The following is a 17,012-nucleotide window of genomic DNA, read 5'->3' as shown; positions in this document are numbered from 1 at the left end:
CAATGAGAAAAATATGGCGCACAAAAAGAAAAACGTCCGTAAGAAAGAATGTCCTGTCTGCGAGCGTGAATTTAGCTGGACTAAAAAGCTAGATAAAAACTGGGAGAGCATGGTCTATTGCTCCGACCAATGCCGACGGGTGAAAAAGTATGAGGGTCTAGATCATCAAAAAGAAGATAAATAGGCAGTAATAATTGACCATAGATATACTGCACAAGGGGGCAGATGATGGCACATAAAAAGGTAAACCTACCGCAAAAAACCTGCCCCGTCTGTCAGCGTCCATTTACGTGGCGCAAAAAGTGGGAAAAGGATTGGGAGCAGGTGATTTATTGTTCTGAGAAGTGTCGTAGAGCCAAGGTTAAAGTTGACTAAGAATTAACTATAGCTATTTCCTGCTTTTCGCTCATATCTGCTGGTCTATGCGAAACACTGGCTAAGGTATGGTGCGTCGCTTGCTCCGCGCGCCACTCCAAACTAAGCCATTGCAACTCGCCTAGCCAAGCAGGATAACCGCTACAATCAGGGCTAAACCACTCCCTAAGGCAACCATTATAAAGTAGGCAAGATCTAACCTGACTTCGAAGTATAGAGAATCGACTACCTGTAAGGTATATTCAGCGTGCATTTAGACTTAGTATGAATTATTTATCGCTTTTGAAAATTATAATATAAAGATATTTAATAGGGTTAGTATGGATGAATAATTTTGACAAAGCCTGCGCTACTATGTCTATGAGTTTTATTAATCAAATTTGTTATTGATAGGAGATTTAATATGAAAATGATATCTTATTGGAAAAACCCAAAGGTGATTTATACAGATACTGAGATGTCACTTATTATTGGAAGATATGACCACATGAACGAAAATGGTGGAGGAGAGAAAGCACTTGGCATACATTGGATAAATTATCCTCAATCTAGAGGAGTATTAAGTCCTTGTGTGATACCTAAGGGTACAAGAAATGCTATTTTGTCCGGTTTATTACATGATGCAATAATTTTAAAAGATAAAATCAGAATTGAAAAAATTACTGAGGCACTTGAATATTTTAGTAGATAGGTTGGGTCTCGTGCCTCGACACCAACCTACGAAAACGCCAAATCTTCAAACTGTACGTACTGCAAAATTTGGCGTAGGGTGCTCCCAGCGCACCAATTTCATAAAACTTCTACCTTACCAATGCGATCAAAAAACTTGGCAAAATAATTGCAGTTTACTAAATTATAAGAAGCCTTATTCTGATAACATAGTGCTATTTAAAGTTATATATTTTTAGGTGAGTACTTGATGAAAAAGATGACTTTTATTGACGTCTTCGCGGGTGCTGGCGGGCTGTCGGAGGGTTTTGTAAAAGCAGGGTTTGAGCCAATCGCCCATGTCGAGATGGATACTCATGCCTGTAAGACGCTTGAGACTAGAAACTACTACTATGCTTTGAAAAATGCCAACAAATTACAGGTATATTACGATTATCTATTGGGCGTTATTTCGCACGAAGACTTAGCAGAAAGTGTGCTGAATAAACTTGATAATGTCATTAATGCTTCAATCGGTGATGACAATACAAATATATTTAATCGTATTGATGAGTTATGCCAAGGTAGAAAGGTTGATTTAATTATTGGTGGACCTCCTTGCCAAGCGTATTCAGTCGTTGGTCGGCATCGTATCAATAAGCTCGAAGAGGACGATCCAAGAAATTTGTTATATAAACAATATGGTCTTTTTCTTGAAAAATATAGTCCAAAAGTATTTGTTTTTGAGAATGTTTTAGGGTTATTAAGCGCAGACAATGGAAGATATTTCTACGATATAAAGGATTATTTCAGAACGTTGGGTTATGAGTTAGATTCAAGAGTACTAAATACATCTGATTATGGGGTACTTCAGAACCGTAAGCGAGTAATACTTATTGGTTGGAAGAAAGGTAGTGACTTTTCTTATCCTGAACTTGTAGCAGAGCCGAACCCATATACTGTAGCCGATATCTTAGAGGATTTAGCTTATCTTGAGCCAGGTGATCAAAAGAACATTACTAACTATGCTAACGATATCAATGATTATCTTGAAAAATCAGAAATACGTAGTGATATGGATTTTGTTACCCAGCATGTAGCAAGACCGCATAATGATAGAGATTTAGAGATATATAAAATAGCTATTGATAAGTGGATAGGTAGCAGAGAAAGGCTTAAATATGCTGATTTACCAGAACGATTGAAAACACATAAAAATCAGACATCATTTACTGACCGTTTTAAAGTCGTAGATATTGATAATTACAGCCATACTATACTTGCTCATATATCAAAAGATGGACATTACTATATTTATCCTAGTACAGAGCAAATTCGTTCATTATCAGTGCGAGAAGCGGCTCGCATCCAGTCTTTCCCTGATGACTATTATTTTGAAGGTGGAAGAAGTGCCGCTTTTAAACAAATTGGAAATGCTGTGCCGCCATTAATGGCTTTAAAAATAGCTACAGAAATAAAGAGAGCTTTATGAATAAAAACACTTATACGATCAGACCTTCTGCAAGGTTAATAAAATCAATCGGTGAAGGCTTAATCGGTGATTCAAATTCAGCACTGATCGAACTAGTAAAAAACTCATATGACGCTGATGCTAAATCTGTTGAAATACTGTTTGAATATAAAGAAATTGATAGCGAGGATGTTTTATCTATAATTGTGAATGATGACGGTCATGGGATGGACTCTGAAACTATAATTAACAAGTGGCTAGTACCAGCTACGGGCGACAAATTAAATAGGAAAACTAGTCCCCAACTAGAGAGAAAGCTTCAAGGTCGTAAAGGCATAGGAAGGTTTGCTTCAGCTATTTTAGGGCAGGAATTAACTTTGACCTCTACTGTTGAGGATGAAAAGACAACTATAATGGTGGATTGGAGAGAGTTTGAATCAGATAAATTCTTATCAGATATAGAGTTGCTAATTGAAAATGAAGACGGCAACTTTAAACCTAGAACTACAATTGAAATTCTAGCAAAAGATATTGATGATGATTTAAAAAAATCATACTGGAATCAAGATGAGTTAGAGAACCTGATTAGTGAACTCAGAAAATTATTGTCGCCTTTTCAAGAGTATGAGAATGATTCTTTTCAAATATCAATTGAAGTTATAAATGCACCTTTTGATTTTATAAAAGAAAAAATTAGTGTTGAAAGTTATCCAATTATTGAATTTTATGATTATAGGATATTTGGAAACATTTCAGATAATGGAGAAGCAAGTCTAACCTACTTGAATGCTAAAGATATCAACAATATTCAGCGTATTAGTTTCACAAAAAAAATCGATTTGTTAGGTAATAAAAAATATTGTGGAGAACTATATATTGATCTTAGAGTTTTCGATAGAGAGCCAGATGCTATAGATAATTTGATAAATAAAGGACTCATAGACTCTTTTTCTGGCGAAAAAATGGGTAAGCTAGAGGCTAGAAGAGAACTTAATCGTGTACATGGAGTCAATATATTTAGAAATAGATTTCGATTAAAACCTTATGGAAATCCTGGCGTAGATTGGTTAAGGCTTGATAACTCTAGAATTCAAAATCCTTCTCTAAGAGTGAGTAACAACCAAGTAGTAGGATTCATATTCATAGAGTCTGAGGAAGAATCAGGCTTAGAAGAGAAAAGTGCTCGGGATGGGCTTAGAGAGAATAATTACTATAATGGTTTAATATATATTGCTAGAGACATTCTTAAAGAGCTAGAGGAAAGAAGATTTATATATCGTGACCAGACTAATAAAAGCAGAGGAAAAAAGGATAATATTGAAGCAGCAATAGATGATCTGTTTAATTTTGATGAAATAAGAAATATTGTAGAGAAAAGTCTAAAAAAACAAAATGTTAAAAGAGAAAAAATAGATGATATTGTTAATTTAATATCGAAAGAGGAGAAAGAGAAAAGTAAGGCTTTACTTGATATCAAAAGACAGATCGCAGTCTATCAAGGTCAAGCTACACTAGGCAAGATTGTAAATGTAGTTATTCACGAAGGTAGAAAGCCACTACAATATTTTAAGCAAGGATCTAGAATAGTTACGAGAGATATCGACGCTTTCAAAAAAACTAATGATTCAAAGTACCTAGAAAGCATAGAGAGCAGCTTAAATAAATTTGGAGATAATTCTAATAGAATAACTCAATTATTCAAAAGAATTACACCACTAGCAAGCCTTAGAAAAGGTCAGAAGAAAAATTTCAAAGTATCACAGGTAGTTGAGGATAGTATAGGTATATTTCAGACGCAGTTAGAAGATAGTAATATAACTTATGATATTAATATTCAAAGTGATTTTGAGATATATGGATGGAGAGAAGACTTAGTTACAGCTTTTACAAATTTGATAGAGAATAGTATTTATTGGGTCAATACTAAAAATGATGTTTTAAAAAATATCTCTATAGCTATATATCAAGAATTAGAAATGTTTGTTATAGATTATGAAGATTCAGGCCCAGGCATATCCAACGAAAAAATTGAATCAGGAATCATTTTTGTACCAGGATTTACTAGTAGAGACTCGATTGAAGAAGCCACTGGTTTAGGTTTAGCTATTGCAGGCGAAGCTGTAGAAAGAATGGGTGGCAAATTGATAGCTATGGAGCACAATGGAGGTGCATTTTTTAGATTTGAGTTTAAGGGGTTATCTTGATGGTTAAAAACTTAGAAATTCTTGTAGTTGAAGATAGTGAAAGTGTGATTGAAACCTATAGAGATATGGTTGATTCTCATAATCGGCATGACGATTTATACAATATATCTATTGATTCGGTAAAAGCTTTAGATGAAGCAATAGGTAAATTAAATGTTTTAGATAAAACTTATATCGGAGCTGTTGTAGATCTGGATTTGGCAAATTCAAATGGTGAAGATCAGTCTGGTAAAAAGGTTATAGAATTCATAAAGAAAAACCTTAGACTTCCAGTATACGTTATATCGTCTACAACCTTTAATTTGTCTGGAGAAGAGTTAGAAGAGAGCGACTTATATAAAGTTTATGATAGAGATGACGATTACGAGTTTATAGAAGATTTTATAAAAATTCATTCAACTGGAATAACTGACATTCTTAATCGAACAGGTAAAATTGAACAATTTATAAATACTATTTACTGGGATCATCTCTCAAGCTCTTTACTTCCTTGGATTGAGGACGAGATTAGGTCTGAAGAAGACAAGAAGCAGTCTTTAATCCGTTACTGTATCATGCACTTACAAGAATATTTAGATATGTCTTCAGGGGGAGTTGATGAGTTTTCTGATTATTTTCCAGCAGAGTTTTTTATTACAGGTCCTATAAAAAATAGAATGTTCACTGGAGATATCTTTACCTACAATAGTTGCCGTTATGTAGCAATAACTCCAGCCTGTGATTTTGGTAACAATAAGGCTGATAGAATATTATGTCTAAAAATAAATGAATTAAAAAAAATAGATGATAGGTTCATCCCTTTAAATATGACTAGTAGTGCTAAGAAAGATCTGAAACCGCTTTTAACTAATAATAAGCCTCGGTATCATTTCATTCCTTCGCTATACTTTAAAAATAAAAGCTATGATTCGGGAATTATTGACTTTCAAAATCAAACATCTTTCGATTTCAAAGAAATAAGCGACAATTCAAAAGTCGAAAGAATTGCCACTATATCTCAGCCCTTTTTAAAAGATTTAATTGAAAGGTATTCAAGATATTATGCCCGTCAAGGTGCTCCAAACATCTCTAGGAAACAATTAGAAGATAGTTATCTAAATTAAATCCCGTATTTTTAGAACTCTACTAACTTTTTGGTGAAAAAAATTAAATACTACAAATAGTAACAAGAATTAGATGCTGCATCTAGCCTCGATTGTCGCCTAGAGTGGCAGATAGAAGCAAAAGTGGGATTGGCTACTTAAGTAACCAATCTCATCTGAAACACTTCTTCAGAAAGTCCTAACCAAAACCAAACCTACAAATTCGGATTCAGCCACTTCTCAGCAGTCTTGATATCCCAACCTTTACGCTCAGCATAACTCTCTAACTGATCGCTGCTGATTTTACCGACGTTAAAGTATTCACTCTCAGGATGCGAGTAGTAAAAACCGCTGACCGATGACGCAGGCCACATCGCATAGCTTTCGGTGAGCTTAGTACCGATAGCATCGCCCGTACCAATCCACTCAAATAACTTGCCTTTTTCGGTATGCTCAGGGCAAGCAGGGTAGCCAGGCGCAGGACGGATACCGACGTATTTTTCTTTGATCATCTCGTCATTGGTTAGATTCTCGTCAGCCTGATAACCCCAGTACTCTTTACGTATGAGCTCATGCAGATGCTCGGCAAAGGCTTCCGCTAAGCGGTCAGATAAGGCTTGGGTCATGATGGCATTATAGTCGTCACCAGCTGCTTTGTACTGTTCAGCAAGCGCCTCTGTGCCCACGATAGAGACGGTAAAACCGCCAAGATAATCGGTATGCGCATCTGATGGCGAGATAAAGTCTGCCAAGCTAAAGTTTGGCTTGCCGCTGGCTTTATCTGACTGTTGACGCAAATGCTCAAATTGATATTCTGCTGTGCCGCCCTCAGTCGGTGCTTTGTCATAGACGGTGACGGTATCGGCACCCGTGCGACGGGCTGGCATGAGCTTAAAGACGCCTTTGGCGACGATTAACTTCTCATCAATCATCTTTTGCATCAAGTCATTGGCATTATCAAACAAATCACGCGCCGCTTCGCCAACGACATCATCTTGCAAGATTTTTGGGTATTTACCCGCCAAGCCCCAAGAGATAAAGAACGGTGTCCAGTCGATATAAGACAGCAGGCTAGTGATGGGGTAATCATCAAATATCACTTGTCCAAGCTTATTTGGCACTGGCGGTACATAGTTGTCCCAATCGTACTGAAAGCCAAGCTCAATCGACTCAGCATAAGATATTTTCGCCGCTTTCGGTTGACGTTTGGCAAGGCGCTCACGTACTTTGATGTACTCTTCGCGCGTCTCATCGATTAAGCCTTGACGGTGCTCTTGTGATAGTAATTTTGTCACGACACCAACGGAGCGTGAAGCGTCTGATACATAAATAACCGCATCGTTTTGGTATTGAGGCTCTACTTTAACCGCCGTATGCGCTTTAGAAGTCGTTGCCCCACCAATCATCAAGGGTAGGGTCATGCCGCGTTCTTGCATTTGCTTAGCGACGTAGACCATCTCATCGAGACTTGGAGTAATCAGACCTGACAAACCGATGATATCGACTTCCTCTTTGATGGCAGTATCGAGGATTTTTTCACACGGTACCATCACGCCAAGATCGAGGATTTCATAGCCGTTACAGCCAAGCACCACGCCGACGATGTTTTTACCGATATCATGGACATCACCTTTGACCGTTGCCATGAGGATTTTGCCTTTCTTTTCACCCTCAACTTTTTCCGCTTCGATGTATGGGTTTAGCCAGGCAACCGATTGTTTCATCACGCGTGCTGATTTGACCACTTGCGGTAAGAACATTTTACCTGCGCCAAATAAATCGCCGACGATATTCATGCCATCCATTAATGGCCCTTCGATGACTTCTAGCGGCTTAGGATATTTCTCCCACGCCTCTTTGGTATCGGCGTCGATAAAGGTGGTTATACCTTTCACTAGTGCATGGGCAATACGCTCCTCGACCGTGCCTTCGCGCCATGACATATCGACGGTGCTGTCTTTTTTCTTACCGCCGTCTTGATAACTTTCAGCGATGGTCATCAAACGTTCGGTCGCCTCTTGACCGCTTTCGCCTTGGTTGCGGTTGAGCATCACATCTTCGATGGCGTCGCGAGCTTCCTTCGGAATATCATCATAAACCTCTAGCATGGCTGGGTTAACGATACCCATGGTTAAGCCGTTTTGAATTGCATGGTATAGAAAGACTGAATTGATGGCTTCACGAATCGGGTTGCCACGGAAACTAAACGACACGTTGGAGACGCCGCCCGATACCATGGCGTTTGGCAGGTTATCGGTTATCCATTTGGTGGCATTGATAAAGTCAGCGCCGTAATTATTATGCTCAGTGATACCGGTCGCAACCGCAAAGATATTGGGGTCAAAGATGATATCTTCCGATGGGAAGCCGACCTCATTAACCAAGACATCGTAGCTGCGCTGACAAATCTGAATTTTACGCTCGTAAGTATCAGCCTGACCGTCTTCATCAAATGCCATGATGATGACCGCTGCACCATAGCGCATACAAAGCTTGGCACGCTCGACGAACTCGGCATGACCTTCTTTTAATGAGATAGAGTTGACGACGGATTTACCTTGGATACGTTTGAGACCTTCTTCGATAATGTCCCATTTTGAGGAGTCAATCATCAAGGGTACGCGGCTGATATCCGGCTCACCAGAGACCAAATTGACGAAGTGAATCATCGCTTGCTTGGAGTCAAGCATGCCCTCATCCATATTGATATCGACGATTTGCGCGCCGCCTTCGACTTGGTCGCGGGCGACATCCAGCGCTTCGGTATAAGCTTCGGTCTTAATCAAGCGTAAGAATTTCTTTGAGCCAGTAACGTTGGTACGCTCACCGACGTTGACGAACAAGCTCTCAGGCGTAATGGTAAAAGGCTCAAGTCCCGATAAGCGGCAAGCAGGGGCGATTTCAGGAATGACGCGCGGTGGATAATTGGCCACCATATTAGCGATTTGGCGAATATGCTCAGGCGTCGTACCACAGCAGCCGCCGACGATATTTAAGATACCAGCTTTGGCAAAGCCTTCAAGCAGTGCCGCGGTTTCTCTAGCGCTTTCATCATACTCACCAAACTCATTGGGCAGACCAGCGTTCGGATGCGCAGATACATAAGTATTGGCGATATTTGATAGTGTTTGGATATGTGGACGTAGCGCATCAGCGCCCAAAGCACAGTTGAAGCCAACTGATAATGGTTTAGCATGGCGAATCGAGTTATAAAATGCCTCAGCCGTTTGACCTGATAAGGTACGACCGGACGCATCGGTAATCGTGCCCGAAATCATAATCGGTAACTCAAAACCAATATTATCGAAGACGCCGGTTACCGCAAAGATGGCTGCCTTGGCATTTAGCGTATCAAAAATGGTCTCGATTAACAGGATATCGACGCCGCCTTCTATCAGTGCCAACGTCGCCTCGCGATAGTTCAGTACTAATTCATCAAAGGTAATATTACGAAAGGCGGGGTCGTTAACATCAGGAGATAATGAACAGGTACGCGACGTCGGACCAATAACCCCAGCGACAAAGCGCGGCTTTTCTGGGGTCTTAGCGGTGTATTCATCAGCAGCTTCGCGCGCAATCTTGGCAGCAGTTTTATTCAGTTCCGGCACCAGATGTTGCATATTATAGTCGGCCATCGATAGGCGCGTACCATTAAAGCTATTAGTCTCAATAATATCCGCACCGGCTTCCAGATGGGCAATATGAATCTCTTTAATCATCTGCGGCTGCGTGAGTACCAGTAAATCATTATTACCACGTACATCTTGCTCAATATCGGCAAAACGCTCACCGCGATAATCTGCTTCCTCGAGCTTATAGTTCTGAATATGCGTGCCCATTGCTCCATCTAACATCAAAATCCGCGACGCCATCTGCTCGGTGATACGAGCGCGCGCGTCCTGTTGCTGTACCTTATAAGGAAACACAGCCGGCGGCGTGAGAATAAAATCATTAGCCGTGTTTGATGCATTAGCTACATCTGTATAGCCATCAGCGGGAGAAGAGGTCGGTGATGTATTAGTCTTTTGAGTCATAGGAGCGCTGCTTATAGAGTCAAGATAATAAAGGGAAGGAGGTAACGTCGTTCAATATTTTTTAGGGTTAGCTTGGTAAATTAGCTTAGTAATAGAATAGGGCGTTTAAATCATATACTTCATAAAATAACGGCTTAAAACCGATAAGCAAATCTGGATTATTCTAGCATGAAATGTCTATGAATCACGGAATTGTACTTATTCCGCTTTGGCAAAACCATTGCAGCCATCGCATTTAAACATATTTGAAATTTGGCGTTTTACAAATAGCTTTATGATTAAACGTGCCATGGCTCACACATGATAGTGTTAGATTTTATGGCATTGATTTTCTTGTATTGATTCTATTGGATAATGCCATTTGGTACAAATGAATATCCTTTCACGCAATGATTACATAAAGCTTTGCTTTCAATAGTGAAACTCTGATTATTCACCTAAAACACTGACAAAACTTACATCGATAGCACAAAAAATAGCGTAAACGTAAATTTATAAAGACCAGCTATATGTTAATTTAAGTTCAGAAGGATTGGCGTTTCATAAGCAATGCTTATTAGTAACTGCTAATGATTTTTATTTGTGAGTGATTAACAATTGGGAATCAACCAGCGATGTAAGCAGTGCTTCTGATATAAGCAGTGGTTCTAAGGAAAGACAATCTGACTGTAAGACAGGCATAAAAACTGAATAAATTATAGTCATTCAATCATTAAGGACAATGTTATGAAACTAGTTAAAATCGCCACCCTTGGCACTCTGGCACTTTCTATCGCAGGTCTTAGCGCTTGTAATAATATGATGCCAACCAAAAGCCCCACTATGAAAGCACCGATGCATAGCCAAGCTACCACCAGTATGAACGTGGTACAAATCGCTCAAAGTAATCCAGATTTTTCGCTATTGGTAGAAGCGGTGGTCGCTGCTGATTTAGCAGGCGCATTATCTGATACCAGTGCAAGCTATACGGTATTGGCACCGACCAATGCCGCCTTTGTTCAAGCATTACAAGAAACGGGCATGACCAAAGCTGAGCTGTTTGCCAACAAACCATTGCTCACTAAGATTTTGACTTACCATGTGCTAAAAGGTAACACGCCCGTTTATCAAAAACACGTCAGACCCGGTAATTACACCATGCTAAGTACGGATACATTGGTCATTACACCACAAGGCAGACTCATGGATGAAAATGGCCGCATAACCAAGATTTTAAAAACTGATATCGCTGCGAGTAATGGAGTGGTGCATGTGATTGATAGAGTATTAATGCCTAAATAAGTAATTAATTAATTTCTTAAATAAGCTCTTATATAAGCTGTATAAATTCAAACAGGTATTTAATAAGCTGCTCATTTAGGTGGTACACAAGCTCATATAGTACAAAGCGATATTATTAGCCTATAAGCCAAAAATGGTTTTTAAGCTAAAAAGGGTTATTAACCTAACAATGGCTTTGTACACGTGATCGATACAGTGTCCCTACCTAAGTAAGCACCAATTAAAAAATAATCAGCTAATATGGTAGTCATTGAAATCGTTGGTTTATTTCTAAGCTTTCTTTATTAACTTAGCATATTAGTTATTAAAAGTTATCGGTATTACATATTCACTAAATTACTTATTTATAAGCCATTCACTCAAATCCTTCTCCATCTTTAACCCTTACCCATTTATAAACATCCAATCACCAACTATTTACCCCAAAGGAATACCCTATGTTAAAGAAGAACCTATTATCTATCGCTGTCGTTACCGCTGCATTGTCACTAGCTGCTTGTAACGATAAAGAAGCCGTTACCGAGCCAGTTAAGCCAGAAGCGACTACTGACGTCGTCGTTGAGCCAGAAGTTGCCCCTGAAGCAATGGCTGAAGCAGACGCGACTGCCATGCCAGCAGATATGGCTACCCAAAGCATTGGCGAGATGGCGGCCGGTAATGAAAATCTAACCATTTTAACGGCAGCACTACAAGCCGCCGACCTTGATGACATGATGATGGCAGAAGGTCAGTACACGGTATTTGCCCCAACTGATGATGCCTTTGCTGCTTTATTAACCAAGCTGAACATTACCAAAGAGCAGTTATTGGCAGATAAAGAGATGCTCACTAGCGTCCTGACTTATCATGTCGTACCGATGGTAGTAAAAGCCGCTGATATCCCTTATGGCAATGCTATTGAAACCGCAAACGGTCAAACGTTCTCTATCAGCGATGCCAACGTCATTACTGATGCGAGCGGCAATACGGCTAATATCGTTGGCACAGATATGATGGCGACCAATGGTGTAGTCCATGTGATTGATAATGTACTGCTACCTAAATAAGCTGATTTTATCGCTATAAACAACAGTAAAAGCATCTAAGTGTTTAAGAAGCCCAGCCACCGAGCTGGGCTTTTTTATATTTTATGACTTATTTTATGACTCATCGCAAAATATATCACAGTCTTTATGACAACATTACGCGCATAAAAAAGCCCGAGACGATGGCCTCGGGCTTTTGTTTTTTATCGATGTTATCAATGCTATCGATACTATTCATGCAATACTATCAATCTCATCGATACTATTAATACGACTTAGACAGCACTACAGTAGAGTGAATTATAGGCGCTCTTTATGTAGTGGATCTTGGGCTGCCATTCTTTGTTGTTGCTTAAGATGACGCTCTTCCCAATACGGCGCGTTTTTGATACCGAATTTTGCTGGATCAAAAGTATAGTGCTTCACGCCAGCTTTACGCTGTGCTTCATAGTCTTTAAGCATGGTAAGCGTTGGACGGGCGACAAAGAAGATGACCAAAATACCAACGATATTAAGCCAAGCCATGAGACCAACACCAATATCACCAATCGCCCAGATATAACCGGCTGAGTTAAGACCACCGTAGGCAACCATCACCATGATTAGTACTTTAACTAAGAATAGACCGGTTTTATTGGCACCGCGGCTGATAAAGCGCGTTAAGTACGCGACGTTTACTTCAGCAATATAGTAGTAAGCCAAGATGGTGGTAAAGGCAAAGAAGAATACGGCGATAGCGATAAAGGTGTTACCAAATTGACCGTATACTGATTCCATTGCCATTTGGGTAAAGGCAGGTGAGTTAATCTCAACGCCCGCTGCAACGTTTTGTACGATATATTGACCGTCAGGTAGCGTACCTTGGATGTTATAAGTACCCATGGTCAAAATCATAAAGGCAGTCGCCGAACAAACCAATAAGGTATCAACATAGACTGAAAATGCTTGTACTAAACCTTGCTGTGATGGATGCTCAACTTCAGCCGCACCAGCAGCATGAGGACCTGTACCTTGACCGGCTTCATTAGAGTAAATACCACGTTTTACACCCCAACCGATGGCCGCACCAAAACCGGCTTGAGCGGTAAAGGCATCACCAATGATTAAGCCAAATACTTCTGGAATCATCTGGTAGTTTGTAAACATGATGACTAGCGCTAGGCCAATATAACCCAGTGCCATAAAAGGAACCGCATACTCAGTAAAGGTTGCGATACGTTTAATACCACCAAAGATAATAATCGCTAGTACCACTAGAATGATACCCAATGCGACAAGACGCATAGAGCCCACTTCTAAGCTACCGATATTCATCACGGTGCCTTCACCCATCACCTGTGCAAAGGCATTGATAACGCCGTTTGCTTGCACACCAGGTAAGAACATACCACAAGCTAAGATAGACGCGATGGCGAAAATAATGCCGTACCAGCGTTGACCAAGCGCGCGCTCAAAGTAATAAGCGGGACCACCACGATATTCGCCAGTGACGACGTCTTTTTCTTTATAAATCTGCGCAAGGGTTGATTCGACATAAGCGGTAGATGCGCCTAAGAACGCCACAACCCACATCCAAAATACCGCACCAGGACCACCGAAGCCGATAGCTGCTGCTACCCCTGCGATGTTACCCATACCCACACGACCTGCTAAGGATACGGCAAGTGCCTGAAATGATGAAATACCCTGTGCACTCGACTTACCTTTAAATAGTAAGCTGATCATTTCACTGAATAAACGTACTTGTACGAAGCGCGTCATGATGGAATAAAATAAACCTGCGCCCAAGCATAAATAAATTAATGCCGGGCTCCAGATAATTCCGTTTACTACATTAACTAAACTTTCCATATGTATATATTCCTAGTACTGTCTCAAAATGGCTATATATGATGATGCTTAGAGTAAGTTTGCTATTTAATTTCCTTATTAAAACCAACTTCTCAAATAATCGGCATCTACTTGAACCTATCGATTAAGTTTCATACGCGCTTAGCCACCAAGAATGGACTGTAGTTTTCTGTCTTTATCCGCTGGGTCTATTAGCAATATTGATCGCAGGCAAGCGCTTATTGGCGCTAGCTAGTAATCAAATTCACTCCTTATTAACTGCTTATTTATAAATGGCAATAAATGAGCGGCGGTTGCTATTCTTATCTATCTTTTTGCGCTTTGATAACGACGATATTTTGTTATCACATTATAAATGCTTAAGCAGTTATCAATAGATCAGCGGATAAAGCAGGCGGTTATAATATTAAATCTCCATCCTTAAGGTGATGGCAATCCACTTTCTATGAGTCATATCGGTCGCTTACATCTCTATGCTAAGCTTGATAGGCAAGCATCTGTTTGCTTATCAATCCTTTTTTAAGGGGCTGTTATCAATTCTCTAATACCAAAAATGTAACAAGTCCACTACCAAATGTATTCAAACCGTACGGCTACGTAACTGCAATTTGCCATATTTTTTAGCCAATTACTAGAATTTTCTTTATAAAGGCGTTTATATAGTAGTGTTTATTAACACTGAATTTATGCCAGAGAGTGATAAAACCCTTTATTTATCACGCTTTTGTTACGACTTCTTCAATGTTGCTGAAAATATCGTTAGGATTTATGAGTTAAGAGAGGTCGAAAAAAGCGCTCAAACTCTTGCTAGGAGCCGTGCTTTTGCGGTTGTGTTTTGGTAACGATGAATTGTAAAAGTAACCTGATAGCGCCATTATTAGCACAATGTATGGCAGGCGACACATTTGTAGAGGAGGCGATATACGCCTATATAAATGTGTATGATTAAAAAAGTGCTTAAAAAAACGTCTTGTTTGTTATTTATCATTTTTAGGAGAGTCAAAAATGACGCGTAAATCTATTGTAAAACCTATGTTGCTAGCAGCCGTATTGGCCACATCTACCGTTGGCTTAACAGGTTGTGGTTATAACAATCTGCAAGCGCAAGACGAGCAAGTCACTGCGTCGTGGTCGGAGGTGGTCAACCAATACCAGCGCCGCTCGGATTTGGTGCCAAACTTAGTTAAAGTTGTGCAGCAATATGCTGAGCAAGAACAAGAGGTATTTACCCAAGTTGCTGCAGCGCGCTCACAAGCTGGCGGTATCACCATCACTCCAGAGCTGCTTAATGACCCTGAAGCGATGGAGCGTTATGCCGCTGCCCAAGACCAGATGACTGGGGCGCTATCACGTCTAATGGCAGTTTCTGAGCGTTATCCTGATCTAAAGTCAGATGCGCTGTTCCAAGACTTGCAAGCTCAGCTTGAAGGCACGGAAAACCGTATCGCTGTGGCGCGTAATCGTTATATCCAAGAAGTTCAAGGCTATAACACCACAGTGCGCCAGTTCCCAACCAATATTACTGCCAAAGTATTTGGTATGGATCCAAAGCCAAACTTTAGCGTCGCCAATGAAAAAGAGATATCGACTGCACCCAGTGTAGACTTTGGTGATGACGATACGAAGACCGCTCAATAAAGTGCAGTAAAGTAAAATCGTGGCGGATAAAGATGAGCGTTTATAGTGAGTTTTTCTATTGAGCGCTTTTATATCCGTCGCCTTGCCGTTAGCTTGGTTTTGCAGCCATTAATTTAGTCCAGATGTTATTTGAGGTGGTATAGATTAGATGAATAATTCAAAAGCACTTTTATCCGCATTATTATTCACCCTAAGCATCGCTAGTGGCTCGGTGCTGCATGCTGCGCCCAATACCGATGCTAATACCAACGGCAGTGTTAATGATAATATTGCTGTCGCTAGCGATAGCGCCTCAGATATGCAAAATCGTAGTGTCGAGGATTTGGTGGCGATTGCAAAAGCTGCAGAATCTAATGAAGCCCTTAACGATGCCGTTTTAGGTAACGAAGCGATTAATGAGGCCATCATTGGCAACGATGCTATTAATCCCAATGCGGCAAACGCTAATAATGGTAGCGGCGAAAAAGGAACAGGCGCGTCGACAGCCACTAAACCAGCTGTGCAGTCGAGTGCTGAAAGTGTCGATGCTGATAAGCTCATCCTAAATTCACCCGTCATTGATCAAGCCAATATCTTAAACCCGCAAGAAAAACAACGCTTAGAGGCGCAGCTAAGAGGTATTTATCAGCAAGGTTTGGCGCAAGCTGCGGTTGTCATTGTACCGACGACCAATGGCATGCCAATCTTTGACTATGCGTTACAGGTCGCCGAAAAATGGCAGCTTGGTAATAAAGACATTGATGATGGCTTGCTGATGGTCGTTGCCGTCAATGACCGCGATATGTACATTTTGACCGGTTATGGGTTAGAGGGTGTGTTGCCCGATTCTGCGGTCAACCGTATTATTCGTGAAGATATTACGCCGCTATTTAAGCAAAATGACTATGGCGCTGGGATATTGGCTGGCGTTGGTGCCCTGCAAACGCGTCTGACCGCTGACCCTGAAGTGTTGGCGCGTGCCGATGCGCAAGCGGCTGAACGCAGTCAAAGCCAAAGTGATATTGGTGAAAATCCATCACCGGTGTTTTTATTCGTGATGGCGATGATATTTGGTAGCTTTATTACCAGTATCTTTGGGCGCATCTTTGGTTCTATCCTGACTGCTGGCGGTTTCTTTGCAGGCTCGCTTGCCTTGGGCGGTGGTTTCTTTATGACCTTAATTATGGCGATATTTTTATGGCTGTTTTTAATTTCGCGCGGCTCAGGTGGCGGGCGCGGTGGTCGTGGAGGACGCGGCGGCGGTGGTATGGTGTTCTTACCGGGTATGGGCGGCAGTAGTGGCGGCGGCTTCGGCGGTGGTGGTTTTGGCGGCGGCTTCGGAGGAGGTGGCGGCGGCTTTGGCGGCGGCGGGGCAGGCGGCTCTTGGTAAAGGCGGTTTTGATAAAGGCGTGTTAGGTTCAGAC

Annotated in this window: 12 protein-coding genes; 10 read left to right on the top strand and 2 right to left on the bottom strand. The window is 40.8% G+C overall.

Features of this window, described 5'->3' with window-relative positions; translation table 11 throughout:
• Window positions 1-13: 13 nt before the first annotated feature.
• The 6 genes from ACP7AA_RS10985 (at window position 14) to ACP7AA_RS10960 (ending at window position 5,801) form a co-directional block, all read left to right on the top strand.
• Window positions 14-184: a DUF2256 domain-containing protein gene (locus ACP7AA_RS10985; protein ID WP_200663860.1), complete on the top strand. Its 171-nt coding sequence runs from the start codon at window positions 14-16 to the stop codon at window positions 182-184.
• Between the two features lie 44 nt (window positions 185-228).
• Window positions 229-375, top strand: coding sequence for a DUF2256 domain-containing protein (locus ACP7AA_RS10980; protein WP_426223597.1), 147 nt, complete (start codon window positions 229-231; stop codon window positions 373-375).
• 403 nt (window positions 376-778) lie between these two features.
• On the top strand, window positions 779-1,066 hold the full coding sequence (locus ACP7AA_RS10975; RefSeq protein WP_426223577.1) for a hypothetical protein: 288 nt from the start codon (window positions 779-781) through the stop codon (window positions 1,064-1,066).
• Window positions 1,067-1,294: 228 nt separating this feature from the next.
• Window positions 1,295-2,515 (top strand): DNA cytosine methyltransferase, encoded by a 1,221-nt coding sequence (locus tag ACP7AA_RS10970; RefSeq protein ID WP_426223576.1) that lies wholly within the window; start codon window positions 1,295-1,297, stop codon window positions 2,513-2,515.
• A complete protein-coding gene (locus ACP7AA_RS10965; protein ID WP_426223575.1) occupies window positions 2,512-4,698 on the top strand; it encodes a sensor histidine kinase in 2,187 nt (728 codons plus the stop codon). The genes ACP7AA_RS10970 and ACP7AA_RS10965 overlap by 4 nt, the downstream gene beginning before the upstream one ends.
• The gene (locus ACP7AA_RS10960) at window positions 4,698-5,801 is read left to right on the top strand and encodes a hypothetical protein (protein ID WP_426223574.1); all 1,104 of its coding nucleotides are present in this window, start codon (window positions 4,698-4,700) and stop codon (window positions 5,799-5,801) included. The genes ACP7AA_RS10965 and ACP7AA_RS10960 overlap by 1 nt, the downstream gene beginning before the upstream one ends.
• Window positions 5,802-5,995: 194 nt before the next feature.
• Here ACP7AA_RS10960 and metH read toward each other — a convergent pair whose 3' ends face one another.
• Entirely contained in the window at window positions 5,996-9,814 is a 3,819-nt protein-coding gene (gene metH, locus ACP7AA_RS10955; protein WP_426223573.1) for a methionine synthase, read from the bottom strand.
• A gap of 726 nt (window positions 9,815-10,540) precedes the next feature.
• Between metH and ACP7AA_RS10950 the strand changes: the two genes are divergently transcribed.
• Both ACP7AA_RS10950 and ACP7AA_RS10945 read left to right on the top strand, forming a co-directional pair.
• The gene (locus ACP7AA_RS10950; protein ID WP_201620458.1) at window positions 10,541-11,095 is read left to right on the top strand and encodes a fasciclin domain-containing protein; all 555 of its coding nucleotides are present in this window, start codon (window positions 10,541-10,543) and stop codon (window positions 11,093-11,095) included.
• Window positions 11,096-11,532: 437 nt separating this feature from the next.
• A complete protein-coding gene (locus ACP7AA_RS10945) occupies window positions 11,533-12,141 on the top strand; it encodes a fasciclin domain-containing protein (protein ID WP_426223572.1) in 609 nt (202 codons plus the stop codon).
• 279 nt (window positions 12,142-12,420) lie between these two features.
• On the opposite strand, the gene ACP7AA_RS10940 is transcribed toward ACP7AA_RS10945, so the two are convergent.
• Window positions 12,421-13,971, bottom strand: a complete 1,551-nt coding sequence (locus tag ACP7AA_RS10940) for an alanine/glycine:cation symporter family protein (protein ID WP_201620377.1) — start codon at window positions 13,969-13,971, stop codon at window positions 12,421-12,423.
• A 1,005-nt stretch (window positions 13,972-14,976) separates the two neighbouring features.
• Between ACP7AA_RS10940 and ACP7AA_RS10935 the strand changes: the two genes are divergently transcribed.
• Together ACP7AA_RS10935 and ACP7AA_RS10930 are read left to right on the top strand one after the other, a co-directional pair.
• Window positions 14,977-15,609 carry a LemA family protein gene (locus ACP7AA_RS10935; protein ID WP_201562725.1) on the top strand — a complete coding sequence of 211 codons (633 nt, stop codon included), beginning with the start codon at window positions 14,977-14,979 and terminating at the stop codon, window positions 15,607-15,609.
• Window positions 15,610-15,757: 148 nt separating this feature from the next.
• The gene (locus ACP7AA_RS10930; protein ID WP_426223571.1) at window positions 15,758-16,978 is read left to right on the top strand and encodes a TPM domain-containing protein; all 1,221 of its coding nucleotides are present in this window, start codon (window positions 15,758-15,760) and stop codon (window positions 16,976-16,978) included.
• Window positions 16,979-17,012 lie beyond the last annotated feature (34 nt).

The sequence above is a fragment of the Psychrobacter sp. DWR1-2-3 genome, assembly GCF_049896465.1.
Taxonomy (GTDB): Bacteria; Pseudomonadota; Gammaproteobacteria; order Pseudomonadales; family Moraxellaceae; genus Psychrobacter; species Psychrobacter maritimus.
Note: the sequence above shows the minus strand (reverse complement) of the source record. Positions and strands in the feature narration are given on the sequence as shown.

Coding starts and splice junctions, on each gene's coding strand:
- ACP7AA_RS10985 (WP_200663860.1), top strand. CDS start 14: ATGGCGCACAAAAAGAAAAACGTCCGTAAGAAAGAATGTCCTGTCTGC.
- ACP7AA_RS10980 (WP_426223597.1), top strand. CDS start 229: ATGGCACATAAAAAGGTAAACCTACCGCAAAAAACCTGCCCCGTCTGT.
- ACP7AA_RS10975 (WP_426223577.1), top strand. CDS start 779: ATGAAAATGATATCTTATTGGAAAAACCCAAAGGTGATTTATACAGAT.
- ACP7AA_RS10970 (WP_426223576.1), top strand. CDS start 1,295: ATGAAAAAGATGACTTTTATTGACGTCTTCGCGGGTGCTGGCGGGCTG.
- ACP7AA_RS10965 (WP_426223575.1), top strand. CDS start 2,512: ATGAATAAAAACACTTATACGATCAGACCTTCTGCAAGGTTAATAAAA.
- ACP7AA_RS10960 (WP_426223574.1), top strand. CDS start 4,698: ATGGTTAAAAACTTAGAAATTCTTGTAGTTGAAGATAGTGAAAGTGTG.
- metH (WP_426223573.1), bottom strand. CDS start 9,814: ATGACTCAAAAGACTAATACATCACCGACCTCTTCTCCCGCTGATGGC.
- ACP7AA_RS10950 (WP_201620458.1), top strand. CDS start 10,541: ATGAAACTAGTTAAAATCGCCACCCTTGGCACTCTGGCACTTTCTATC.
- ACP7AA_RS10945 (WP_426223572.1), top strand. CDS start 11,533: ATGTTAAAGAAGAACCTATTATCTATCGCTGTCGTTACCGCTGCATTG.
- ACP7AA_RS10940 (WP_201620377.1), bottom strand. CDS start 13,971: ATGGAAAGTTTAGTTAATGTAGTAAACGGAATTATCTGGAGCCCGGCA.
- ACP7AA_RS10935 (WP_201562725.1), top strand. CDS start 14,977: ATGACGCGTAAATCTATTGTAAAACCTATGTTGCTAGCAGCCGTATTG.
- ACP7AA_RS10930 (WP_426223571.1), top strand. CDS start 15,758: ATGAATAATTCAAAAGCACTTTTATCCGCATTATTATTCACCCTAAGC.